Raw genomic sequence first — 24,867 nt, forward strand, 5'->3', positions numbered from 1 at the left:
TGGACTGACGGTGCATCGCAGCCTATTTATGGTTTTGTATGACGCTCTGACAGACCGTAGAGAACCCACGGGAGAGCGTAGAGGTGGGGTGTGCGGCTCCATCCACTTGGCTCCTCGTTACGCCCTCTCCGATCCGTGGTGGTCGCTTGCTGGCACGACACGGCGTAGCTCGCGCTGGCAAGCATATCCTGGACTGATGTAGTACGACCGCGCGCACTCGGGCCGGCCTTCGATGTGGTACTCGCCGCCGTTCGGGCCGACGAGTGAGATCGTCCCATCCGGGGTAGTCGCAGGTTCGACGACGACCAACGGAGTCGATTGGCCTTCCCAGAGTACACCATCGCCTTCTTGCAGTTCGGTGAGGCTGTTGAGAGACTTGCTCGTCGCCTCGTCCCCGAACTGTGGTCCAGTCTCGGGCTCACGACCGTTCGTTTCACGCGATGGCTCGGGAGGATTCGTTTCGTCCGCATCTCGTGGTCGATGATATTTCACCGGATAACTACAGCTTCGGACGACAGTTTCGAGTGTGCTTACCTCAGGTGATCCATCGGGGAAGCACTCCGAGCACGGGTCGTGAATAGTGGCGTATGCGGCCGTGAACTGGACCTCATGCCATTTCCAGTCACTGGGGGAGTGTCGCCAGCATGCCGGCTCTGTGGTAGCTTCGGCTGTATCGTCGGTAGTTGCTGGCTGCCGATGTCGATGTTCGCGTGCAATACCTTTAGGTCGCTCTGTTGTATAGGACGAGTTGCTTTGGCTCATTGGATTGTTTGGATTTGAAAGGCTCAGCAATCCGATGTTGCCAGAGACAGTCAGCGCGGGTGCCGATACCGAGTGAGCTCCAGTCACTCAGGTTGCGACGTTGATTCCCGCGCTGACACGATACGCTCGTGAGCCGAGCGTCCGTCCCGCACCTGCTGCTCGCCGCTTGCTGACATCGCTTGCGTCGATAGAGTGCGGTTTTCTGCATCCGATTGCCTCTGACAATATCCCGTTCTGAACGCAATGCCTATAATCGTTTCCCCATATGACGACATGAATGGCTCAAAAGACGCCTCTAACCGTGCGCTTCACCGATCTTAAACCGCTAGCTGCTTGTACTGAGGGTCAATGCCCCCCGTGGTCCCGTGGATGACTCAGACTGACCGATACATCCTCGAAATACTGGCCGATGGGGGTATCATTGTCACCCCTGCGGTGATTTGGCTCAATTTGCGGAGTAGATACGGCGATAGTACCCCTTCTAAACGCCAGATTTCTAGGAGACTGCGAAACGAACTCTCTGAGCATGGACTTGTTAATCAACCCTTTCCTGACGAGGCTCGGGGCTATTACAAGCTCACTGAACTGGGCGAGCGATTTCTCCATGATCCTGACGCCGAACCGGAGGAGTTCATCGCTGCTACGGACACCTCTAAGAAGTGATAACCCATCCATCTGGTGATCTCACCGCTTCTTCGGGGAGGAAGACTGGTATAATTACCTTCGACAAACGTTTGGAGGTCGTTGGATTTCGGGTAGATTGGATGACATTCCCCTCGATCGTTGGGATCTGGGGCATGAAGCCATAGATTAGTGTTCGAGGTGTTGTCCAGAATGGAATCGGCTTTTGAGGTTTGTCGCGTAGACTCGGCTTAGAGGACGTTCCCCCATGTCGAGTGAGCGAAGGATGTTTGCTTGGGGATGGTCGCCAAGTGTGTACGACGCACGGTTGCTGAATGGTCGAATTGCATACTCACCTTGTGTTTCGATACGTGCTCGTACAGCACCCTGCTGCCCGGTGTATGGATAGAGGTCAACTGACTGCTGTCTCGTCCGAGCATGGTCAACCTCGAAGGTAAGGACGTGCTTGCCGTCTGAGTGAACCGATACACGACGGGTTCGGTCGTCATCTTCAATATTGACTTCTGCAACCTCTTTTGGATAGCCCCATATTTCGCCGAGAGACCGTGCTTCCTCGGTAGTAACAGGTAGATACTGGACATAGGCTTTGACGTAGGAGCGGCCGAGTCTGAGAAGTGATAGTGGCGACATTCCCCACTGGCCGGGGTCAGTCTCGTGAAGCGCTGGAATCATGATGCCGACCTCGTTGTACGCATCGAGCGAACCAGCATCCTGATATTCGGCACTGAACAACACTACTCCACCTTTCCGTGGCAGTAAACGTAGAGGCGATAGCTGGCTCGGAAGCAGATCGCGTAATTGACTGATTGGGGCTGGAAATGCGGCTGTTGCCATTGTCCACTTCCGATACTTGATTGGTAGAGTGACTGTTGTTCCGTTTGAGAGCGAGACCGTGTCTGAATTATTGTTTCCTACTGAATATTCGTCAGGGGTGATTGGTGTCATTGGTTATTATTCTTGGTAAGGCCTATCTGAGCTGTTGGTCGATGCGGACTGCGAACGGCCCTTCGGTTATTGTACTGGTTCACGGTTTTAGCATATCCGCCACAGATTTAGTGATAACTTTAGATGAAGGAGTGGCATTTTCACATATTTCCTCGTAAGCATCTGATGCCCATTTGAAGAGTGCATTGTTTGAACCAGTAAGAACAGCACGATCTCGTCGGGACTTGCCATAAGCACCGAGCCAGACAGTTTCGTGATCGAAGATTGCTATGCCGACCGTAATTGGTTCATCCGACACGAGCAAGGTTGTCGTTGGTGTGACCAATCCTTTAGCAAAGGCTGACATATAGGTGGTATTGGCCTCGCTCAAGACACTCCTATCGCCAATTAACTCAACTCGGCAGTCTGATCCCAGTAGCGGACGGAACTCTCGTACGTACTGTTTGTTGATAGTTGGCGTAGCTCCTCGAATATGATTGAAATCCCCCTCGATAGTATCGACGAAAGCTTGTGTTGGTGCGTCGCTATCACCTACGCTCGCCGCAGTCATTTCTGTTCCGGGGATTGCTTCGAGTGGTAGGTCAGGCATATCGAAGTGCCGTAGAAATGGCCGTCTTTCAGTCAACCGTTCGATGTGATTGGCATACTCACTATACGCATCTATAATGGTGGAGCCAGCAGATGAACATTCATAGGGCGGCTTGCGGTTGACCCATCCTAGTTCTTCGAGATTAGAGAGATGGTTGCTAATTGTTGAGCGGCTAGCACAAATTGAACCATCCTCCGTGAGATCGGACAACGTCGAAAGGTTGCTATCAAGATATTTTAATATAGTGAGAGTTGTTTGTGATTTTGAGATGTATTTGATAGCTTTCCATCCGACCTTGGAGAGCAAGTTACTGTAGGCTTCTAAGACAAGATTTCCAAATAGCGTTGTTTCGTATTGGTTTTTGGCTGGACTAGGCCGGTCTCGTATCAACGCTCTCTTTTGTTGCTCGTTGATGATTTCTGCTACCGTGGATGGGTCGATCTCTTTTTCGATTCTCTTTGTCAAATTGGTCTTATTTTGTACTGGGTTCTGTCGAAGAGAAATGAGAATCAGAAGGGGATTTCCTTGAGTGAGATATGAAAGAGTCTCCCAAGCTTCTATTCGTTTAGGTTCATTCGTAGTGCCGGGAATCATATGAGAAGCAGCATGGCTACAAATAAATTCTTGGCGAAGGAGATAGAGTTTATTCCATATGTACAACTATATTCCTTGGTGCGTGAGGTAACTGCGAGTGCTCGATGTGCTCGATCTTCTCGGTGTCATACTTGGGGCGACGGGCTTTATCGAGCGACGAGACTTCCGGATCGGCTCGCATATATGCTCTCTATCTCGCACACCGATTTCAACAAGACGTCAACCTACGATATACGAACTATGACTATCAGTGCTACTCTCTATACAACGCCCGAACCATCAGTTGGCGGCGATATACTAACGACACCCTCATTGAGCACGAACACGAGCTGATGCGATTGATATGCAACATCACTTCGTAGTGCGAGAGTACCGCGCACCAGCCACTCGGTTCCACCGAGCGTCGGGTGAGCGATAATACCGGGCGCACAATCGCTGCAGTTGATTCGTGCGACTGTAATATCGTGCTCGTCGGACATTGAGTACGCATAGATACTCACCGGCGACCCCTCGCCGATTGATCGTCCACAGCGTCCACAGAACGTGCGTTCGCCGTCGCTAATGGCGCTTCCGGTAACTGCACGTTCGACAGGAACGGCGGTCGTATGGTGCGCTTCGACGCTCATCGGCTGCCTCCCCGTCCACACTGAGGACAGTACTTGCTGTGATGCCGGGCGAAGTAACCGTAGAAGCCCGATCCGCAGTTCGGGCAGAACTCGTCGCTCATCGCTGCCCACCGCCACTATCAGTCGAGGATGCTTTCGCTGTCGGTGCGACACGGTTTTGACCGCTTAAGCTTGTAGTGCGCATGGCTGTTGACCCGTTCACAAGACAGCCAGCCCGCGTGCGCTAACACGCGGGCATTCTCTCCGTTGAGAACGCCCAAGAGGACTGGTCTGTCTCTACCCTGTGCTATACAGCATAGGGTGTTAAATCTATCGGTATGTCGCATGGCAAAGGGCTAAGTAGCTCTCTCGCTGATAGAGTGACATGAGCGGAGACACGCCGTACGACGCGCGGGACAGCACTGGACGGTTCGCCGCGAAGTACGATGAGCAGGACATCCTTGACGCGGTGCGCGAGAATGAACCAGCAGCGACAAGCGAAGTCGCTGACTCGGTGGGTTTCGCCCGACAGAACGCCGACTATCGCCTCCGTCGTCTAGAGAACGAGGGAAAGGTGCGAAGCAAAAAAGTGGGCGCGTCGCTAGTATGGATGCTCGACGAGGAGATGGTAGCATGAGTACCGAACAGCGCCGAATCACGCTCACTCAGGAAGACGGATGGTGGATAGCTCACGACGACGAGTACGGACTTACCACGGAGGATGAGACCCGCGAGGGCGCTCTCGAAAGCCTCGACGCCGTCGTCGAAGCCGTTGAGGATGACGGCGGCCGGTCACCGACCGACGACGAGCTTCGAGAGGCGGGCATCGACCCCGAGGAAAACCGTCGTCGGAGCGAGGGTGAGGGCGACCTTCCCAACGCTCTCGAATGAGCACACCCGCACACGCGCGCTCTCGCCCATCGCTATTCCTGTCGCTCTCTACAGCGGGAAACGAATGGTAACGCGCGATTTCTCTGGCATGGAGATCGTGAAAGTGCTCGGAAACGCGGGGAACTTCGCATGGGTTCGGACGACCGGCGACCATGCCATCATGAAGTGGACCGCGCCGCCGGACCACGAGACCGATGACCGGACGGTAAGCGTCCCGCTTCATGATCACGTTCAGACCGGCACTCTCCGCAACATTGCCGAGGATGCCGGGATGAACGACTTCGATGAGTTCTGCCGATGGATTGATCGCAACCGATGATCGACAACCTCCAACGCAATCATGAGGATTCGGAGTTAGTACTTCGCTCGTCGTAGTACTCCTTACAGATGAGCAGAGGTCCGTCAGCAGAGGTCTCAGATTCCGCGTCAGGTACTTTGGTGGCTTATCCGCGCTGACTCACTACTGCTTGCTCACAGGCTAGATCTCGCTAGCGATCCGTTCGATCTGCTCGCGGTGAGGGCCATTGCCGTCGATGACTCCTTTGGGCTTAACGCGGTAGGTAACGCCGAGTTTCTCGGCGGTGACGGTTTCTCCATCCGTGTCGATTTCAGCACTCACCCCACGCTCTGCGAGCGTTTCTTTGAGTGTGACGAGAGTGGGCGACGGTTCGGTTTTGGGTTCGGATTCGGTCTGGGAGTCGCTTTCGCTGTCGTCGTCAATAGCGGGTCCCTCGTCTATACTCGCTGTTTCCTCATCGTCGTCATCGAGAGAGGATTCTTCCGATGTGCGTTCGTCGCTTCGGGCTTCTTGCTCGCCGTCAGTCTCAGACTGCTCGATGCTGTTGAGCCGTGGTGCAGGAAACGAGTAGTGCGAGATACCGGCTTCGTTGAGATCGCTGAGTGAGAATGGCGTGTCGCGCTCGTCCCAGTCGGGGTCAAATTCGGCGAGTTCGTTCCGATAGACTGCGACGGCAACGGGCGCATCCTCTGGATAGTCGGGATTGTCTTCGGCGACAGTGGTATCGCGGTAGGCAGTCCACTCGTCGGCGGTTTTGGGCGGACAGTTGACGATGATCGCTGTATTGGGATCGTCACCTTGGTCGCGGTCAACGACCGGTTCGCCGATATCGAACGGAGCGTGATCCATGCGTGGGTAGATATCCAGTTGTCTCTGCGAATAACCCTTCTGGCCCTCCCACCGACGAATCTCTTGCTTGAACTTCTCTCTGCGGTCTTGCTGTCGAACAGGTGATAGGAGGGTTGGCCAGTTGACTTATGCAACTGGCCTGTGAGAGACGGTTCGGGGAGATTCCTCCCACAGCGGTGATGCCACGCAGCGGGCCAATCTGGTCCCCGATTTTCACGGAGCGGGAAGGTGCTCCAACTAGTGCTTCCAAGCTATTTGTAATAAGCTTTGTGTGGAAAGAATCTGCCCCACTCAATTCTCGCTCCCACGTATTGAGGCGAAGAATGTACTTGCTGCGGCGAGACACTACTGACAGCAGCGTCGCCGCCGCGCTATTCCGGGGTGCGAGCATCGTCCTCGCGTTCGTCGAAGATTCGCGGGCGGTCGTGCTCGCGCTCGTGGCCGTGATCGTGGGTTCGTCGGTGGTCGTCTGGTCGTCGGTGAGCGTGGTCTGTTGTATGGTGGGTCCGAAACCGGCCGACTGGGTGGTTAGCGCGCGCCCTCGCGCTGCCGACAGATACCGCACAGTCCGCGCGTAGCCGAGCGGGGTGCAACCGGGTCGTCGTATTCAGCGCCGTTCGTGCCGCAAATCGCGCATTGCATTGGCGTTAGTCGTCCGGGTAGGCGATGCGTCCGGTCCATTGCCGCTGGTCTGCTTCGCTCTCGTTGTAAAACCGGAACGAACCCGTCGCGCCACAGCTCTGGCACTCGTAGAACTCCTCCCAGTTGGGGTTGTTCTCGGCGGTCGCGGCTATCATCGCTATCTCGAAGCGCTCACCGCAGGACTGGCACTCGGATTTTTCGCCCGCGCCGACGGGTTCATCATCGAAGTGTGCGACCGGCTGACCCCAATGGTCGGTCTGTGGCCGAGTGTCATCGATGTCAGTTGCGTCGGTGGGAACGGCCGGTTGAGTTCCACCATCGGTGGCAACCTGCTGGTTGGTCGTCGCGGTGTTCGCGGCGTGGGTGACGGCAGGCTGATTTTCGACGGCCTGCATGTGCTTACAGCCACCTTCGGGATTGTGGTACTCCCATGCAGGGCACGTGCAATCGAAGGGAATGCCGGTCTCGACGCTCACGACATAGACGTGTTCGTCCGAGTCAGCGCCGTAGCTGACGTTTTCGACGCGAACTCGTCCCTCGGCGGGAACCCGAAATTCGAAGCCTTCCCAGTTAGCGCGCAGTTCGGCTTTGGTTGGTTCGCTGTCGGTACGTTCTTGACCGTTGAATTCGTTCGTGCTCATGGTTTGTCGGGGAAAGACAAACCAGCCTGCGCGTCTCCAGCGCGCGGGCACTTCCTTCCAGCTCGAAAGTGCCCCGAGGGACCGGTCTGTCTCTATTCCATAGTAACGGCTTTAGTACCTTAAACTTTTTCCTTTATTCTACCAACATCTTATCGCTGTCTAGCGATTTCGATGTTTGCGACGGGTCTGGCGTGCTGGTTGCGGCGCTGTGCGGCGGAGGAAAGATGGGTTTGTCATAATGGTGTATGCGCGGCTCCGCTGAGATGGCAAACTGGCCGCTTCTCGTCGTTCACGCGCCGGGGAAATATGGCCGTCAGCGGGGTTGATTCGGCCGTTTGGCAGGCTAGTGACCGTGGTTGGTTGCGGTCTGTCGTATCGAGTTCTCGGGGTCGTTGCTCCACGGGTAGAACGACTCTCGCCGCGTGGGTCCGTTCATGTTGCCGTCGTTACCGAGTGGATAGCTCCCCCTAAAGCGTGGGTTGCCGTCGATGCCGTCCCGGACGTGCAACCGAAATTCGTCACCGTACTGTTCGGCGGTCGGGCGTAGCTGCTCGCTCGTGCGTCCGTGGCCGACGCGCTCGGCCGTAACGAACCGAGCGAGGACGGTCTTCCCGCTATCGCTGACTTCGATGATTTGGGCGAGTTCGACGTTCGTTTGATTATAGCCCCAACTCGCGGAGATATACGCTCCTTCCCACGCCTCGGTGACGGTCTCCTCGTCAGGGTCGAACATGGAATCCGTGTCGTTGCTATCGTCGTCGCCGTCCTCGTCGGTGCTGTCGCCATCGTTCTCGACGCGTCCGCCGTCGGCGACCGCTCGCGTAGCCTCGTCGCTCGCGGTGGTGACGGTGTCGGGACCGTCGCCGTCGTCCTCGTTGGCCGCGTCGCCGCCTTCGGTGCTGTCGCTCCCGAACAGGCATTGACTGGCGGCGCGCTCGCCCGTAAGGGTCTGCTGGTCGTCGTCAGTGCCGGCAAAGAGCGCGTGCTGCTCGCCGACGTCGGTGCGCGTCACGGTCTTGCGGTCGTCCACGCCGAAACTCGTTGCTTCGGGCTGTTCGATGCGGGTGTCGCGCTCGCGGTGGTCCACCGACGCTCCAAACGCTTCCAGCGAGGTCTCGACGCTTTCCTCGCTGGGTTCAATACCGTCGGTGTCGCCGTCCTCGCCGACTGCAAACGAATACTGCTGGGTGATGGTCGGGCTGTCGGACATTATGCCAGCACCTCCTCGACTTGTTCTTTCTGGCTGGGGTCGATGCCTAGCTGTCCGATGACCTCGATAGCCGACGCGCCGGGGTTGTTCGCCTCGAAGCGTTCGACACGCTCGGCCAGCGTCTCGCTGTCGGCGTCGGATTTATCGTCGGTGTCCTCGCCGTCGGCTTCGATGTCGGGGTCGTTGTCGGCTGCGACGTGAACGCCGTCGATGGCGGGGATTTCGCCGGTCACGAACGCGGCGCGGTGGGCGTGCTTGCACCACGCGCCGCGCTGGCCGTCCGGGCACGTACACGTCCCGGCTGGCAGATTGACCGTGTAGGTGTTGCCCGACCCGCTGAAGACCGTATATTCGCCGCCGTCGCTGGCTGCTTCGACGTGGTAGAAGCTATCGAGCGCTCGGTGGACGCGCTTGGCGACCGCTTCACTGCCGCGTCGTTCGTCGGCCGATTCGCCGGATTCTTGACCGTTGAATTCGTTCGTGCTCATGGTCTGTGGCTGAAACAGACCAGCCCGCGCGTACTAGCGCGCGGGCACTTCCTTCCAGCTCGAAAGCGCCCCGAGGGGCCGGTCTGTCTCTACCCTATATTAATGGACACAATAACTTAAAGCTTTTCTTTTATTCTATCAGTATCTTACCGTAGTCTCTCGGTTTTGATACTCTTTGGCCAGACAAAGCGGTGAGTCGGTTGTGGTGCTCTGTAGCGGAGTTGAGTTTGTCATAATCGCGTGCTATTCCCGCTGCTGAAAACAGCAATTGGCCCGCTTATCGCTTCTCGAAACCTAATCCACAAGTGATCGTTTATTTTATCGGATAAGATATAATGGTCACTATTAGCTTTTCCTTTTTTGTTTCACCTTTGGCTAACTCGTTACTACTAAGCCGGTCGGTTTCGTACTGGTGAGTATGGCGGACCAAGACCAGCGCGAGCGCGAGTGGAACGAACAGGGAGAGTACGCGGAGATGTATTCAACCGAAGAGGTCTACGACATCTTGGCGTCGTTGCCGAAACAGGTGGGCATCGCGTCGGATATCTCTGATGCGCTCGGCTGCTCGACGCTGACCGCGCGGAACAAACTCCAAGAGTTGCGATATGAGCGCAAGGTCGAAAAGCGCGATACGGGCGGGCGAACCGTGTTGTGGTATATCCCGGATGAGAACAGCGAGGAGAGCGCTGATGGCGATGAAATAGAGGATGCCGACATGGCCCTCAAGCGTTTGAGCACCGAGCTTGGGGAGGCGATCACGGTCGGTGATACTGTCTACGAGGACGGCGACAAACACCCGGCTGGCATGGAAAGCTAGATGGATTTTAGAGCAGTTCATAATTTTGTGCGAATCCTTCCCAGCAGTTGGGAGATACAGCGTACGAGAGACAGAGGATGCATCTCGCACCGAACTTCTGTCGCTATCTCCTGCCTCTTATCGAGCAAGGGATTGTTGGTCAACGTTCTTGAGAGGTAGTGCGTGCGAATTCAGCCCGAGGAGTGGGGGAAGCTGTCTGCCTAAGGCACTCCAGCGTCATAACACTCTACAATGGTACAGGTCACAAAGGACTGGATCCAGCAGAATCAGATACTCGTCTACGCAATCGGTGTGCTTCTTGCAGTTACCGTGAGTTTTGCTCAGCCAGGACTGAGCTCTACGCTGGAACAGTTTATCAATCCAGTCTTAGCAGTGCTTCTGTACGTAACGTTCCTCGAAATTCCATTCGTCAAACTTCGTCGCGCGTTCACGAACGGCCGATTTATGCTGGCGGCGCTCGGGATGAACTTCCTCGTAGTCCCGGTTGTCGTCTTCGTTCTCACTCGATTTCTCCCGCAGAATCCGGGCATTCTCGTCGGGGCATTCATGGTATTGCTAACCCCGTGCATTGACTACGTGATTTCTTTCACGGAGCTTGCGGATGGCGATTCGGAACAGATTACTGCTGCGACGCCGGTGCTGCTACTCATCCAATTACTGCTCCTTCCGGGGTATCTGTGGGTGTTCGTGGGAGAACGGGTAGCAGAGTTCATTCAGGCGGGACCCTTCATTGAAGCGTTTGTTCTCATCATCGCGCTTCCGCTGACGCTCGCATGGCTCACTGAGATTGGTGCAGAGCGTTCTGAGACTGGAAAGCGGTGGAAGGACGCAATGGGGTGGTTGCCAGCCCCGATGATGAGTGCGACGCTGTTCGTGGTTATTGCGTCCCAACTCCCGCGTGTTGAAAGTTCGATTGGGCAGATCGCGGCGGTTATTCCCGTCTATATAGCGTTTCTCGTTGTGATGCCACTGCTCGGACGGTTGGCAGCCAGCCTCTTCCAGATGGATGTAGGCGAAAGCCGCGCTCTGGTGTTCACATCCGTTACTCGAAACTCGCTGGTTATTCTGCCGCTGGCGCTTGCGTTGCCGTCTGGATACGAGCTCGCTTCAGCGGTTGTCGTAACGCAGACACTCGTGGAATTGGTTGGAATGGTTCTCCTTACCCGAGTCGTTCCGTCATGGCTCATACCAGCATCTAAGCCAACAACAGCGAGCACGCAAACAACACCGTAACGTACGGGTTGCGCGTCGAGAAGAGCGCCATCCTGGGTTTGCACATCAGATCACGCTAATGAGCGCGGGCGATATGCAAGATACGCGCTCTATATCACGCAAACCGAATCTCGCAATTGCTGGAGAGAACTCGCGCAAAACGATGGATTGCTCCGGTGGTCCTCATAGGCATCTTGGCCGTTGATCCAACGCCGGTCGGGAATTGGGAGGTGCGCTGTGGCCGTCCCGCACCGCTGTCGCGGTGCTCCGCTGTCGTTGTCCTGCGCGTAGCTTGGCCGGGGTCAGATGAAGCGGTGTGCCACTATCGCCGCTGCTGTTACACTTGGGGGTCGAGCTTGTAGTCACCTGCTCTGGACTGCTTGCCCGCTGCTCGCTTACTCGGGGATTCAGATGTGGATCGAAGACCTGGGATTCAGGCTTGTTGTTGCTCTCGCGGTGTCTCTTGCTATCGCAGGACGGCGCTGATGGGCCATCGCTGGTATCGCCCTGCTGGGGATTCGGCCCTGCTGCCACCGCTTTCCTGCTTTCCTGCTGTCTCGCTGTCGCGCTCGCTCGGGATTCGGGCTTGCTCTCACTCACCCTCCTGGAAGTGCCCTGCACCACGCTGGTGAATCCCCACAGCTGTTGCTGAGTGTTGGTAGTGAAGCGGTACTGTCACTGGTAGTGAACACTGTGTTGAAAGCTGGTAGTGAAAGCGGTGCTGAGTGCTGGTAGTGAAGCTGTGCTGTCGATGGTAGTGAGTAGAGACTGACCCACTTACTCGGGATTCAGTCCTGCTGTAGCTGGCGCTGTGCTGCCGCTGCTGCTGACACGGTGCTCTCCCGCGGTGCTACTGCTCACCTGACCCCCGGACTGTCGCTGAGAACTAACTGACCCCGGCTTGCTGATGCTGCTGGACTGACCCCGGTGATGCGCTTTCTATCGCCGCTGGACCCCCGGCCTGTCGCCTAGCGGTTTCCCAGTGCTGACCGCTGGTAGTCGGCCTGACCCCCAGCTTGCTGTAGCTGGCGCTGTACTGCTCGCTGTTGTGGTGCTGTCGCTGTCGCGGGAAGGGACCTCCTGTTGCTTGCTGTCTCTCAGCAGTGATCTGTAGGCTCTCAGAGCTAGCCTGAATCCTCGGCAGTGTTCTATGGTGAATCCTGAATCTTCGCTATCGCTCTGACTGGCTGACCCTCACTGGTTGCTTCGCTGGCCCGAAATCCAGGACTCTATTGATGCGAGCTGAATCCTGTGGTCTGTTGTCGCTGGCTTGAATTTCAGTAGTGCTTCTCACCGGAGATTGAATCCTCGACGATGCTGCTATTCTGAATCCTGCTGATGCTGGTCGCAGACCTGAATCCCGGTGGTGTATCTCACTGAGGTTGTGTCCTCGATGATGTTTCGCTCCCCTGAATCACGATGGGTCTCTAACTGACTGACTGAATCCCAGTGTTGCTTTGCTGGTCTGAATCCCAGTGGTAGTGAACGCGGCTTGACTCTCAGCCTGCTCTGGAGTAGCCTGAATCCCGGCAGTGCTATGCCTCGCTGAATCCTCGGCGCTGCTGCCTTTCTCTCTGGTCGCTGATATGCTCTACTGGGGGGTCGGTCTGTCTATAGCCCCGGCTATTGTCGATGTCTGTTCTCCCCCCAGTACCGGGGGTTTTGTGGACGGTGCGGTTTTCAGCACTCATAATCACTACTATCACCACTGGCAATTAGCACTGATAGTGTATTAGTGATAGAAAAGCAGTGATAATAAGCACTGCCACATTTATATGCGCGGGGAAATGATATGTTCTATGAGCGCCTTCGACCCAGAAGAGACAGCAGAGACAGAAACAGAACTCGACTGGAAATCACAGGCGATTCTCTGGGCCATCGCTGACAATGGTGGAACGGCTGATACTGGCGAGATTCGTTCACTCACAGGTATCGACAGTTACAGTTCGTTGAATTATCGAATCAACAACAAGCTGGAACCAACGGGACTGGTCGACGTGATGCACCCTGACTCAGCGGACGGCGGAACACCAGCGAAGGTCATCACGCTCACACAGGACGGCCAAGAACTTGCTAATCAGATCTCGGCACGACAGAGCGATCCGGGGACTGTCTCGGTCACAGACCGGATGGAACAACTCGAATCCAACGTCAACGCATTGGGAAACCGCCTTGACGAGATCGCCGAAGCCGAGTCGGATGCTTCGAAAGAAGATATTGCAAGCGAACAGTTTCAGGATCGCTTCGATGAGCTTGGTGCTCAACTCGAAGCTCTTGAAGACGACATGGAGGTGCTTTTCACTGCAATGACTGCCTATGACGCGATTTTTGAATCAGTCTTTGAAATTGAGACAGACCAGTTTCGCTCGGGTACTGATACCGACCAGCGGCGCTCCGTCGAGCAGATACGAAAGGAGGTTCATACGCTATTAGCAGAGACAGGCGACCACGATTAGCAGCAATAACTTGTTCTATCTGACAAGAGGTTGTCGCATGCGTTCTATAGAGGGTCTCAGAGCAACTCATAATTTTCCGCGAATCCTTCCCAGCAGTTGGGAGATCCAGCGTGCGAGATACACAGCGCGTATCTTGCAGCATCCTCAATTGCGCCTTTCTTCATTAACTGCTTCTTCATTTTCGAAGCTATCGAACGACTGACGCTGGCCGATGATATGCTAGAACTACCTAATTACGCCGACCGACTGTTAGCAATACAACACTGATCTCACCAACACCCCACTCACGACTGCAGCCGGAACGAACGCTCTCCGTCAGAACTCGGTAACGACTTCGATGCCATGTGTTTCGTACTCCGTCATCGCGGTGAGCCGATTTGACACGTCCGACAGTGCCACGTGGTTGGTGACGAGTGCTCCCGGATCAACTCGCCCGGACTGCACTAGCCGAAGCAACTCATCGTATCGCGAGGGCGGCATCCCCCGCGACCCGAGGAACGAGATGTCCCAGCGGGTCACCTGGTCGATCGGGAGCGCCAACTCGCCACGCTCGGCGTCCGTCGTCAATCCAAGCTGGACATGCGTTCCGCGAGCCCGAAGACTGGCTAGGCTGTTGCGACATGTCTCCGCCCGTCCGAGAGCGTCGATCGAGACGTGAGCGCCGCCATCGGTCACGTCGTCGATTGCGTCGGGGACCGACTCCTCGTCAGCACGAACCGTCGCATCCGCACCGACGTCGTCTGCCATCGACAGCGGAGCGTCCCGAACGTCGACGGCGACCACCCCTGCGCCGAGCGCGGACGCGATCTGGACGGCCGCGAGACCGAGTCCACCACAGCCGTGCACCGCAACCCACTCGCCGCCAGTGAGCGAGACTCGATGGGCGAGCGCGTGAAACGCCGTTACGTACCGACATCCGAGAGCCGCCGCCGCATCCATGGCAACCTCGTCGGGGAGCCGAGTGAGATTGAACGTGGCGTGTGGTACGTGAATCTGTTCGGCGAACGCTCCCGGGACAGTCTCCTCGAAACCGAGAGCGTAGCCGTCTATACAGACGTTACCATGCCCGTTCCGGCACTGGTGGCACGTCCCGTCGCCAAGATTGAATGGGACCGCAACTCGATCACCAACGTCGAGTGCAGTCACATCGGCTCCGACGTCGACGATGTGACCGGCCGGCTCGTGCCCGAGAATCTGGCCCAACGGAACCTGATCATTGGCCCACTCGCCGTGGCCTTGCCACGCGTGCCAGTCGCTCCGACAGATACCACATGCTTCGACGTCAACGACGACGCCATGGTCGGCGACGTTGGGTTCAGGAATGTTCTGGAGTTCGAGCGGTTCACCATAGGACTTGAGTACCGCGGCTCGCATATCGGCCATGCGAGGTGAACGTGGTTAGTAGCTCTGTTTGCAACCATCCTGTTCGGCTAAGGAACGGAACCAAGAACCCGCAGTCTGTTGAGGGTGTTATCTGCACATACAGCTAATTCAAGAAGAGGAGAGACGATTGCATTTGCTGAATACATCCTCTATATCTCGCACGTCGATTTCAACAAGACAACAATCTCCGATGTGAGAACTCTGAAATCAGTGCTAATCACTATAGAACATACGGAGGTTATCGTTGCTTGAACTTCTCTCGGAAATTCGTAGTCGGATCGTCTTCTTTGGAAGGGTTTTCGGCCTCGGTTTCAGTCTCGACTTCGCCTTCGGGTTGCGTTTCGTTGCGGCCATCAGGCGGTCTCTCTGCCTCCGTCGGCTTCTGAGGAACAGCGGTTTCACTCACGTTGGTCGATGACTCCGTTCCGCTTTCAGCCGGGTCCGACAGGTCGCGGTCGAATAATGGTGTAACCATCGTCAGTGCTTGTTCCTCGGTGAGCTGTGTCGGGTCAACTGCGGTAAGCACCTGCCGAGTCTGCTCGATCGCTTGTGCTTCCGGCACGCCTTTAGCTGCTATCTCACTTGCGACCGCTTCAATCAACTCAGGCTGCTGTGGTTGCACTTCCTCTATACCGCTCCCATCCTCGGTCTCGCTTTCTCCTCCGCTCCCGGTTTCACCACCGCCTTCTGTATCATCGTCTTCACCCTCGCTCTCTTCGGCTAACTCTTCCGGTGTCTCCGGCAACGTGATCTCGTTGGGCAACAGCGGCTCAAACTCACCTTTCGCTGCAATCTGTGGCTCGTCATATTCGGGGTTGTCGGCGTCGGGGAATACGACAAAGCAGAAATCATCCGGCGTAGGGATACGCCGATACTCATTTTCCGGGATGAACGGTGCATAGATACGCCGCCAATTCTGTTTCATTGCCCCTCTCGTCTCGTACTCTTCACGGCCTCCATCCTTGGTACGAACGACATAGACGCCCTTGCTCTGGTCGTACTCGTAGTACGCTGCTGTATCCTCGCGCTCCACGTCCGCTACTGCCTCGGGACTGTCGAAGCGCATGTACTCCTGTGGTGGCGCGATCTCTTCGCGGTCTTCCTTCACACCTGTATCCCGCAGGACGACCTCGCCGTACTCTTCTTCCCATCGGATTTGGGTGCTGCCTTCCTCGCGGACGGGCCGGAGCGCGTACACGCCCTCTTCGATTTTGAGGTGGCGCTTTTTCTCGTTGTAGAACAGTCGGTTGCCGTTCTCGTCAGTCTCGTTCGCAAACGTCAGCGTATCGTAGTCGATTTTCACCTCGCCACCTTCGCGGTAGGTATCGTAGATGATCTTCTCACCGCGCTCGCGCCAATGGTCGAACTGCTCTGGATCGCCGAACATCTCGTCTTTCAGCGCGAATACGCAGAATCGCCCGGAGTTGATCGCTTTCCGTAGGTTGGTAAGCGTCTGTTCGGGCGCGTCCATCGTACTCGTCTCTGCTTCAATCGAGACGTTGTATTCGCCAGCGAACTCCCAGACGTGTGGAAATTCGTTCTTCAACCGCTGTTCGCGCTTGCGGCGCTCGGTCGGGTCGTTCGTCGCCATTGGATCAACCGGGAGATCGGCCATCCCGTCGGCAGCCTCGTTGCTATCCTGCGTCGGTAACCACGCCGCATAGCCGAGCTTGACGAACGCAGCCTTCGCTTTCGCAAGGACTAGTCGGTGGTCGAATCCCCCACCGTTCTCGGCGGAGCCTGTATCCTGTGTGAGACCTGCGTTCCGCAACCCTTCGGTGGTCAACGTCAGGACGCGCTCGCCCTCTCGCTTGCCCTTTTCGAGTTCTGTATCCGGCGTTTCCTCGATCAGATTGGCGACTTTGTTATCCGAACCGAGGTTGCTGTCCGCTATCCGGCGAAGCTCCGCAACAACCTCTTCGTATGGAACTGACTCGCCGACTGCATCGCGGCGAATCTGGATTGTATGAGCCGCTTCATAGAGGCGCTGTGTTGGTGTCTGTCCGGCCGCCGCCGGCTCTGGTGCCTCTCCATCCTCGGAAACTGGCTCGCCGTCTTCCAAGTAGAATGCCGATGACTGTTGCTGTTCCTCTGCCGACTCGATGGGTTCGCCATAGCGCTCCATCGACTGGACTTTGAGCGCTTCGACCTCCTCGTCGCTCATGCCCGTCTCGCCGGTCGCGCTCTCACGGACTTCTTGAATCGGCTCGAAAGCGTTGACGAGATACGAATGGGTGTTGTCGTCGGTAGAGGTGTGGGTACGGAGATAGCATTTGTATCGCGGCATTTCCCGAAGCGTCTCGGCATCGACCGAGTGGTGCTCGGCGACGTAATCAGCGTTCTTCGTGCCGGGATTGAAGCTCAGGAACGTATCACACTGGTTGCCGACGGCGTTTTTCAGTCGTTCGGGGAGTTGGTTGCCCGGAGCCTGACAGGCCATCACGCAGCGATAGTTGTGCCCGCCCGCTTCCGAGAGAATCGTGTGTAGGTTGGATTCTTCGGTGGCTATCTTATCGAACTCGTCGCACACGAGGTAGAACGGGCTTTCGTTATCACAGACGCGCTTCGAGGCGTAGGTTCGCCGAATAAGCGCCGTCGTAAGCAACCGGCGCTCGGTCTCGCCTGCGCCTTTGGCGAAGCGAAGCACGATGACCTTCCCCTCCTCGACGGCCTCGTGAATCGAAAACGACGGATCACGGGCGGAAATGAGGTCGCGGATGGCGTCGTTGTGAATCCATTCATCCATTCGGCCGGCGAGCGGTTCGAGGTCGGCGTCCTCTTTCTCCTCGAAGCGCTTGGCGGTCTCTCGAATGAACGTAATGCGCTCGTCGTCCATCCATCGACTGAACTCCGAGAGACCGGTCTGCGATGAGCACGCACAGGCCAGATCGAGCAGGCTCACCCCACGGCCGGACCGCAGCAACCCTCTCGATACGGTCTTGGTTACGCGCTTCATCAGCGCACCGAGGTATTTCTCGGACCCACCGGACTGGGCGACCATCGCAGCAATGTCGTCGGCGAGAGCTTCGATCATCGTCGCCGCGAACCGCGAGTCAGGATCGTACCCCGGCGGTATCTCCATGAAGTTGAACCGAGGGATGTTCTCGTAGGGTTCATCGTCAGGACCCAGCCCAAGGTCCATCACGATCAGGTCCTCTTCATCGCGGTGCTCGGGCCATTCTCGAATGAAATCATCCGCGTCATCGCCCTTCGGGTCAATGACGAGAGCGCCCTGCTCGCGCTCGAATACCTGTGAGCAGAAATGCTCGGTGAGCACGGTTTTCCCATATCGAGTGCGCCCGGCGATGAACATGTGAGCGTCCAAGAACTTCGAGAAGATGCCAGCCTCGGTACCGTGCTTTGCTCCCCAGCCGAAATAGAATGGGTCGCCCGGACTGCTGGCGTCGAAGATCGTGGTCTGTTTGAGGTGGTCGCTCGCACTGGCGACTCCGTAGTCATCGAACGGGAAGCGCGGGGTTTTCGGCGGCACACCGTCGCCGGGTTTCGCTAGCGACCACCGCATCTTGTTCGTCGCAATATCCTCTGCCTCTGGGATGTTCACGAGACCGGCGACCTCTCCCTGTGCTTTGACGATGCCTGTCTCCTCGAATTCCCGTGCGGCCGCGTCAGCGTACTCTCCAAGGAGATCGCGCTGACTGATCGGCTGAGGAACGAACGTCTGTTCGCTATTGGCTTCGTAGAAGTTCTCGAACATCCCGGCAGTCTTGGATGCACGCCGTTTCGCTACCTCGGGGTCTTCCGAGAGCGCGAACACGCGCAAGCACAGATGCCAGCCCTTCTCGCCCTGCTGTTCTTCGAGCAGGTTGGCGATTTTCTTGTCCACCTTCGACGCGGGATACTCGACTCGCTCCTTGGTGAACGTCATTCGCTCTTTCTTGATAGTTGGCTGTCGCAGGTTGAACGAGAGTTCCTGAAGCGACAGCTCCCCTGTGATGTTCGGATCGTCCTCGTCGGTAAGCCCGTGACCGCCCGAAACCCCTTGTCGCCACCCGCGGTCTTCGGGGCGGAACATGATTTGAACGACGACATCCGCGTCCGGCGCTACATCATCCTGTGAATCGACCATTTCCTGCATGATCGCGCCGGTCGGGTCAGAGCGGAAGCCCGGCAGTGAGATATTCTTGATCGGGAAGAGGGTGTATTTGCGAAGCGCGAGTGTCGCGCCTGAGATATAGACTGAAGCACCGTCGGCAGTACCGGACCCATCTTTTTCGGCAGCAGTAACTTGCTCGACCGGCAAGAGTTCCGGATCGGTGCGGTCGAACAGCGATTCATCGTAGCGCGTCTGAAGCTGTCCCTCGAAAGTTCCGGCGAGTGACTGGCTGCCGGGAACGTACTGAAGCGACAGCGATCTCTCGCCGTTCTCGTCGGCCGTGTACCGTATCTCGGCCGCGTGGGCTGGCGAGACATTGACCGTGCGACGGCGGAGGCCCTTCTTCGTGGTTTCGACCGTATGCAGCGATTCCAGAACTTCGATCATCGCCTCGATACCACCGTTATCGCGGTGAGGGCGCACGGAGATCGCCTGCTCTATGTCGTCCGGTGGGGCGAACTCTGCGGCCATGTCGGGTGTGATTTCACTGGCTGCGTAGTCCGCGGCCGAATAGGATTTGCCGAGACCGCCAGTATCGGCACCTCCGGCGTAGCTGTTCGGATCGCCGATATTGCTATCAGTATCGCTCATTGTCGTGTGAAGATGCGAGCATCTTCAGTCCCGTAGTGAACAGCGTATATCGAAGCCCGGTTCCAGCCCTCGTCTTGCGTATAGCATGGTCCCGTCGGCACTGCTCGCCGCGCGAGAGTCCATACCGACTCGGGGCGCTCTGACTCACGGCCGTGGACAGTCGCCGCAGACCGTGCGTTTGCTGATCGAACGGCCACGTGAGTGTTTTTCATTTCCGTTGCTCCTGATAGCGGTTAGCGCACGTTCGATTACAGAACACACCAGCAATGTCATGGCGACGATAGGGCCTCTCACCAACCTCTCCGCCACAATAGGCACACAGTTGCATTATTCGTCACCTCCCGTGGTCGCGTCGTTCGCGGTTCGTTCAAAGGTCTGTTCGGCCGAACTGCTATCGGTCGTGAACCGCCGATTGCTTTCAGTCATGATCGGCTGTTACGGGTCTCGTGTTGGATTCCGCCGACTCGTCGAGGAGGCTGGTAACGCTCTCGGTGATTGTCTCGGCCCGCGCCTCACCGATACCTTCGACATCGGTCAGCGTGGAGTGGCTGGCTGCGGCCACGTCCTCGACGCTCCCGAAGCCCGCCTCGCGGAGCACGTCGGCTCGGTCGCCACCGACCTGCTCGATGTCCGTGAGCACGGGCTGGCTGTCGGTGCTCTCGGGCGCTGATTCGGCTGCATCGGCGCTCCCATCGCCGTCGGAAGCATCCGAAGGCTGTGCTTCCTCGACCGACTGCTCGCTGCTCTCGCCGTCCTCGGGGCTGTGAGTGTCCTCCGTGTGGGCCTCACCAGCATCGGCAGCCCCATCTGTGGACGTGGGCACAGACGCTTCCGAAGCCTCCAGCGCTTGCTCGGCCACGTCTCGAATATAGGCAGCATTCGTCTCGTCAATGCCTTCGACCGCTGCGAGCGCGGACGGTTCAGCTGTATAGACCGCTGTGACTGTCTCGAAGCCTGCCTCACGGAGTGCCGTGGCTTTCTCCGCGTCCACGATACCGATGTCAGTGAGGTCAGGGTGGCCTTTCCCGACGGCCGGGTGGCCGAACGCAGAGGTGATGCCGCCTTTGAAACGACCCAATAGTCCTCGCCGGGTCACGTCAGTCTCCCCGTCTAGTCCTTCGGCAGCCGTATCGCTCTCTTCCTGAGGCTCGCTTGAGCCGGCGTCAGTCTCGGATGTGTGCTCCGGTGAAAGCTCAGCCTCTACAGTTGGTTCCTCTTCCCCGGCTTCATCGAGACCAGTATCCTGCTCGCTCTCCGCCTCTGCATCTGGTTCCGCCCTCGTGTCTGCCTCCGTGCTCGTCTCCGCTGTTTCGGGAGTATCGGGCGTCGAGGTGAGTGTTTCAGCCGGCGTGGTTTCCGTGGACGCCACATCATCGTCCTCTCTCTCAGGCTCAGCGTGTGCATCGTACAGGGAAGCATCGTCCACCCAATTCGATCCATCGTAGGTGCCAGCGTCGGTATCGCTGTTGATATCGGGCGATTGGGTGTTGTCGTTTGCGTTTGCGTTGTCGTCATACGTTGGAGTTTCTGTCTGCTCGACCCCGGTTACGCTATGGCCGTTTGTCCCGGAACGCTCGCCGAGAGTGCTCGGGTCTACGGTGAGCAAGTCATGAGCCGCGTCTGTGCTGTCGGCTCGACGGGCATCGGTGCCGTTCTCGCTACTCCTATTGCCGGGTGGCCCCGTCAGCGTCCCGCCGTCTGCGGTCGCCGTCTGAGCGGTTGTAGCGGCCGGTGATGATTCTTCATCAAGCTCTGCTGGGCCGGGAACGACCGGCACAGCCGAGGCTGGCGGCGTATAGCCACTCTCCTCCGGCGGCTCGATACCACACTGTGCCTCCATGTACGCCGCGAAGTCGCCATCCTCGCGCGGCGTGTACGTACAGATGGCGTCCTCAACCGGCGATGCTTCGATATGAAGCGGGAACCAGCTTTCAGGCCGGTCGTCAAACTGGATGAGCGATTGTGAGTAATCGCCTTCCTTGCCGGGGTGCATTCCCTTCTTGACGTGGTTCACCTGCTTCTCGTTCAAGCCGAACTTCGGCAGGATGTCATCTGCCTCGTCGTCGTTATCGAGACCTCGCGTGCGGAAGAACTGCACCGTCGAACACTGCTCGTAGATCGTCCGACGTTTGTTCTCGCCAGCGCCGCCCGTCGTCTGGGCGATGAATTCTCGTGGTGATTGCGAGCAAAACCACAAGCAAGCGTCGTAGCGCGCCCACTCGCGGGCGGCTTTTTGCAACCAGTTCACCATCTCCTCCGAATGCAAGAGGAAGTGCGCCTCATCGATGAGGAAAATCGTCTCACCGGGCGTGCGTTTGACTTTCTGATTCACCTGATCCAGCATGAGCCGGAACATGGCCGACTTCTCTGCCGAACTCGAATCCCGAAACTGCCGAAGGTCCAAGTAGGCCATGTCCACGTCGTCGTCCATGAGGCCGGTGGCGTCCTCATCGAGCAGATACTCGTACTTCTGACCCTCCATGAATCCACCGAGCGCGTCACGCAACTCGGCTATCTTGTCGGCTTTCTTCCCGAGTTCTTTGTCGTGAGTGCCGAGCGTAAGCGAACTCGGCTCGTCCATCACTTTCTCGGACAGTTCGATGAAATCGCGCATGGTCGCGTCCGCATCGGCGAGTGATGCGGGGTCTCGCGGGTCAGCTCCCGCCTCGATCAACGTCCGACGCACGAGTTGTTCAATCGTGTTGTGGAAGATCGACGGGTCGTAGCCCTGTGTACGGACGAGCGCCTTGATGAACTGCACAATGCTGTCGGCCTTCATCGTAAACGGACTCATCTGCCCGCCTGTGTGGCTGGCGTGCTCCGGCGGCGCTTCCGTATGGAACGGGTTGACCGCATCCCGTCCACCGAGCACGATGTGCTTGCCATTCAACGCCTTCGTCAGCCCGTCGAACTCGCCCTGTGTATCGAGGACGATGAGCGTCCGGTCTTCGCCTTCGGAATACCACCGCTGGCACGCTTTCTGGGCCGAGTAGGACTTCCCTGATCGAGAGGTCCCGATAGTGATGATGTGTGGTGCGAGACCGCGCTCGAACGGATTGGCTTTGATAACCTGTCCGTCCTGCTCGTTACGGCCCCACTCGATGCCCTCCTCCTCTTGGATGGTATCGGAACACGGCGGAAACAGGGCTGCCACGCCGTCGCCGAGCATCCACTGGGTTTTGAGATCGCGCCGGCCGATCTGTGCGAAGGTGTTGCGACCGGTTGGCGATCCTGCCTCGAACGCTGCATGGTGGAGGTCGCCGGCCATGACGGGATAGCAGTTCGTTGGCGCGGCTTCGAGCATGTCGGTGATCTGTTCAGAGCGCACGCGGAGTGCGTCTTGTTTCGCTGCATCCAGTGACGCATAGTCACGGAGCGTGTCTTCGAACTGCTCGATGGCCTGTTTCTGCCCGGCACGGACAGTCACGTAGGCACTGACGCGCCACGGCTGGACGTTCGTCGTTCGCAGCAGTTCGTACATCTGGGTGTAGATGTCCTGATCGGAATCGACGCCGATAGCGGTCACATCACCCCCGCCTTCGGAACGCTGGACGCCTTCTGCACCGATTGACCCCCACTGCTTCGAGAGTTCTTTCATCACGGCGTCCCGGTCCTCCGGTTCGACGTGGATAGACACATCCAGATCGACCGGAATGTCCGTCTCGGGATTGAGGTCGCCCCCATCGAGTTCCGCGCCGAACAGCGTGTAGATGGGTTTCCAGTAGAGCGAATCGGGTTCGTCCGGCCACTCACTAATCCAGTAGGTGCGACAGAGTTGGTCGCCAACGCGGACATGATCACGGGTTACGTCGTAGATACCGGGCGCGAGCAACCGCTGGGCTGGCATCTCGTCCCCGGATGATAGTCCCGTGCCATCGGCACTGTTCGCTTCATCGCTGGTGGCAACCCCGTCGAACAGCCCAAACAGGCGCTCGCGGGCGCTTCGATTGCCCGGAGCACGTAGGGTTTCACCATTCTCGTGATCCTCGTCTGGGTCTCCGTCGTCGCTCTGTACCTCATCGGCAGTATCCTCACGCTCGGCCCCCGGCATGGGAATATCACTGTCCGGCGTGCTCTGGGTCCGTGCAGGCGGCCAGACAGTCGGTCCGGTATGCTCACGGCGGAAGGCGCGTTCGAGTTCGTCGTCGGGAGCGTGATTCTCGCCGGTCCAATAGTCCAGGAGTACCTGTGCGTGCTCGTCCGGCGAGATACGCTCGGCCGATAGGCCCTCGACATTACTGATGGCCCCCTCGACTTTCGAGAGCCGCGAGAGCAGTTCGCGTTTAGCAGCCCGACGGCGCTGGCGCTCGGTCACGTCCTCTGACGAGCGGAACGGACTCAGCCGAGCGCGTATCGACGGTGAGGGTAGCGAACGGGCATCGTCAGCTGTCGCCTCGACGACGATGTAATGCCGACGCTCGGGTGCATCCCATGCGGGGTCGTCAGTGGTGCTCCGCCACTGCGCGAGCGACCGACAGATCGCGCGCACGTACGTCCATACACGACCCTCAAGGCGCTCACTCCGTGCAGCCTCGTGATACGATTTCGTGAGCGCGTCCGTATCTGACGTATGCAGCGTGGTCGTGTAGAAGCGAAAGCCGAAATTCTTGATCGTCTCGTCGATCTGCCCACCGAGTTGATTCACGATCTCGTTCGCGTCAAAGCCGGTCATGCGGTCGGTCGCCCGCCCGCTGATGTCAGCAAGCCCGACGACACGATCATCAGTCATCCGGGCCGTCCCGTCATCGTAAATCTCTGCAAGGCCAGCGAGGTCGTGAGCGACCGTCTCGGAATGATTCCACGGCATCGACCGCCGGAGTCGGCGGTAGCGCCGCCAGTTTCGCAAGCGCTCACGCGGTGGCGTATGCCAGTTCGACTTAATGACGATCCATCCGCCGAGAACGAGTGCTACCGGCGCGAACACCAACACGAACACCCCCGCGAGCAGCAGCGGGCCGCTCATGAGCACCGTGAGAACGCCTGCGAGCGCACAGAGGACCGCCGGAAGGAACCCGATAAAGAACTTCTTCACCGGATACCCGTTGATCTTCATCGCGGTATCAACGTGCTGTGGAATGATCTGTGCCGGACTCCGGTTCGTATCTTCTTCGTCTGAGTTCTGAACTGCTTTGCTCATT

Annotated in this window: 18 protein-coding genes; 7 read left to right on the forward strand and 11 right to left on the reverse strand. The window is 57.6% G+C overall.

What is annotated here, in order from left to right:
• Nucleotides 1–117: 117 nt before the first annotated feature.
• From ACQUQO_RS14040 to ACQUQO_RS14055, 4 genes are all read right to left on the reverse strand, one after another.
• A complete protein-coding gene (locus ACQUQO_RS14040; RefSeq protein WP_435078678.1) occupies nucleotides 118–309 on the reverse strand; it encodes a hypothetical protein in 192 nt (63 codons plus the stop codon).
• A 798-nt stretch (nucleotides 310–1,107) separates the two neighbouring features.
• Nucleotides 1,108–1,437 (reverse strand): hypothetical protein, encoded by a 330-nt coding sequence (locus tag ACQUQO_RS14045; protein WP_435078680.1) that lies wholly within the window; start codon nucleotides 1,435–1,437, stop codon nucleotides 1,108–1,110.
• 135 nt (nucleotides 1,438–1,572) lie between these two features.
• Nucleotides 1,573–2,349, reverse strand: coding sequence for an acetoacetate decarboxylase family protein (locus ACQUQO_RS14050; RefSeq protein WP_435078682.1), 777 nt, complete (start codon nucleotides 2,347–2,349; stop codon nucleotides 1,573–1,575).
• Between the two features lie 79 nt (nucleotides 2,350–2,428).
• Entirely contained in the window at nucleotides 2,429–3,532 is a 1,104-nt protein-coding gene (locus tag ACQUQO_RS14055) for a helix-turn-helix transcriptional regulator (RefSeq protein ID WP_435078684.1), read from the reverse strand.
• Nucleotides 3,533–4,522: 990 nt separating this feature from the next.
• Between ACQUQO_RS14055 and ACQUQO_RS14060 the strand changes: the two genes are divergently transcribed.
• The 3 genes from ACQUQO_RS14060 to ACQUQO_RS14070 all read left to right on the forward strand — a co-directional run bounded on the left by ACQUQO_RS14060 (nucleotide 4,523) and on the right by ACQUQO_RS14070 (nucleotide 5,347).
• Nucleotides 4,523–4,774: a helix-turn-helix domain-containing protein gene (locus ACQUQO_RS14060; protein WP_435078686.1), complete on the forward strand. Its 252-nt coding sequence runs from the start codon at nucleotides 4,523–4,525 to the stop codon at nucleotides 4,772–4,774.
• Entirely contained in the window at nucleotides 4,771–5,028 is a 258-nt protein-coding gene (locus tag ACQUQO_RS14065) for a type II toxin-antitoxin system HicB family antitoxin (RefSeq protein WP_435078688.1), read from the forward strand. Before ACQUQO_RS14060 ends, ACQUQO_RS14065 begins: the two co-directional genes overlap by 4 nt.
• A gap of 64 nt (nucleotides 5,029–5,092) precedes the next feature.
• A complete protein-coding gene (locus ACQUQO_RS14070; protein WP_435078690.1) occupies nucleotides 5,093–5,347 on the forward strand; it encodes a type II toxin-antitoxin system HicA family toxin in 255 nt (84 codons plus the stop codon).
• 159 nt (nucleotides 5,348–5,506) lie between these two features.
• Here ACQUQO_RS14070 and ACQUQO_RS14075 read toward each other — a convergent pair whose 3' ends face one another.
• Nucleotides 5,507–6,175 (reverse strand): hypothetical protein, encoded by a 669-nt coding sequence (locus tag ACQUQO_RS14075; protein ID WP_435078692.1) that lies wholly within the window; start codon nucleotides 6,173–6,175, stop codon nucleotides 5,507–5,509.
• A gap of 323 nt (nucleotides 6,176–6,498) precedes the next feature.
• On the opposite strand from ACQUQO_RS14075, the gene ACQUQO_RS14080 reads away from it, so the two are divergent.
• Nucleotides 6,499–6,753 (forward strand): hypothetical protein, encoded by a 255-nt coding sequence (locus ACQUQO_RS14080; protein WP_435078693.1) that lies wholly within the window; start codon nucleotides 6,499–6,501, stop codon nucleotides 6,751–6,753.
• 69 nt (nucleotides 6,754–6,822) lie between these two features.
• Here ACQUQO_RS14080 and ACQUQO_RS14085 read toward each other — a convergent pair whose 3' ends face one another.
• The 3 genes from ACQUQO_RS14085 to ACQUQO_RS14095 all read right to left on the reverse strand — a co-directional run bounded on the left by ACQUQO_RS14085 (nucleotide 6,823) and on the right by ACQUQO_RS14095 (nucleotide 9,156).
• Nucleotides 6,823–7,458 (reverse strand): hypothetical protein, encoded by a 636-nt coding sequence (locus ACQUQO_RS14085; protein ID WP_435078695.1) that lies wholly within the window; start codon nucleotides 7,456–7,458, stop codon nucleotides 6,823–6,825.
• A 343-nt stretch (nucleotides 7,459–7,801) separates the two neighbouring features.
• Complete coding sequence (locus ACQUQO_RS14090; RefSeq protein WP_435078697.1) at nucleotides 7,802–8,668, reverse strand: hypothetical protein; 867 nt, start codon at nucleotides 8,666–8,668, stop codon at nucleotides 7,802–7,804.
• Nucleotides 8,668–9,156 (reverse strand): SWIM zinc finger family protein, encoded by a 489-nt coding sequence (locus ACQUQO_RS14095; protein ID WP_435078699.1) that lies wholly within the window; start codon nucleotides 9,154–9,156, stop codon nucleotides 8,668–8,670. The genes ACQUQO_RS14090 and ACQUQO_RS14095 overlap by 1 nt, the downstream gene beginning before the upstream one ends.
• 418 nt (nucleotides 9,157–9,574) lie before the next feature.
• Between ACQUQO_RS14095 and ACQUQO_RS14100 the strand changes: the two genes are divergently transcribed.
• From ACQUQO_RS14100 to ACQUQO_RS14110, 3 genes are all read left to right on the forward strand, one after another.
• Complete coding sequence (locus ACQUQO_RS14100; protein WP_435078701.1) at nucleotides 9,575–9,973, forward strand: hypothetical protein; 399 nt, start codon at nucleotides 9,575–9,577, stop codon at nucleotides 9,971–9,973.
• Nucleotides 9,974–10,204: 231 nt separating this feature from the next.
• Nucleotides 10,205–11,206, forward strand: a complete 1,002-nt coding sequence (locus ACQUQO_RS14105; protein ID WP_435078703.1) for an arsenic resistance protein — start codon at nucleotides 10,205–10,207, stop codon at nucleotides 11,204–11,206.
• A gap of 1,778 nt (nucleotides 11,207–12,984) precedes the next feature.
• On the forward strand, nucleotides 12,985–13,641 hold the full coding sequence (locus ACQUQO_RS14110) for a hypothetical protein (RefSeq protein WP_435078705.1): 657 nt from the start codon (nucleotides 12,985–12,987) through the stop codon (nucleotides 13,639–13,641).
• 315 nt (nucleotides 13,642–13,956) lie between these two features.
• Here the strand turns inward: ACQUQO_RS14110 and ACQUQO_RS14115 are convergent, their stop codons facing one another.
• From ACQUQO_RS14115 to ACQUQO_RS14125, 3 genes are all read right to left on the reverse strand, one after another.
• Nucleotides 13,957–15,015, reverse strand: coding sequence for a zinc-dependent alcohol dehydrogenase family protein (locus ACQUQO_RS14115; protein ID WP_435078707.1), 1,059 nt, complete (start codon nucleotides 15,013–15,015; stop codon nucleotides 13,957–13,959).
• A gap of 247 nt (nucleotides 15,016–15,262) precedes the next feature.
• Nucleotides 15,263–19,729, reverse strand: coding sequence for a type IV secretory system conjugative DNA transfer family protein (locus ACQUQO_RS14120; protein WP_435078709.1), 4,467 nt, complete (start codon nucleotides 19,727–19,729; stop codon nucleotides 15,263–15,265).
• A gap of 418 nt (nucleotides 19,730–20,147) precedes the next feature.
• A complete protein-coding gene (locus tag ACQUQO_RS14125; RefSeq protein WP_435078711.1) occupies nucleotides 20,148–24,866 on the reverse strand; it encodes a helix-hairpin-helix domain-containing protein in 4,719 nt (1,572 codons plus the stop codon).
• Between the last annotated feature and the right edge of the window lies 1 nt (nucleotide 24,867).

The sequence above is a fragment of the Halococcus sp. AFM35 genome, assembly GCF_051195015.1.
GTDB lineage: Archaea > Halobacteriota > Halobacteria > Halobacteriales > Halococcaceae > Halococcus.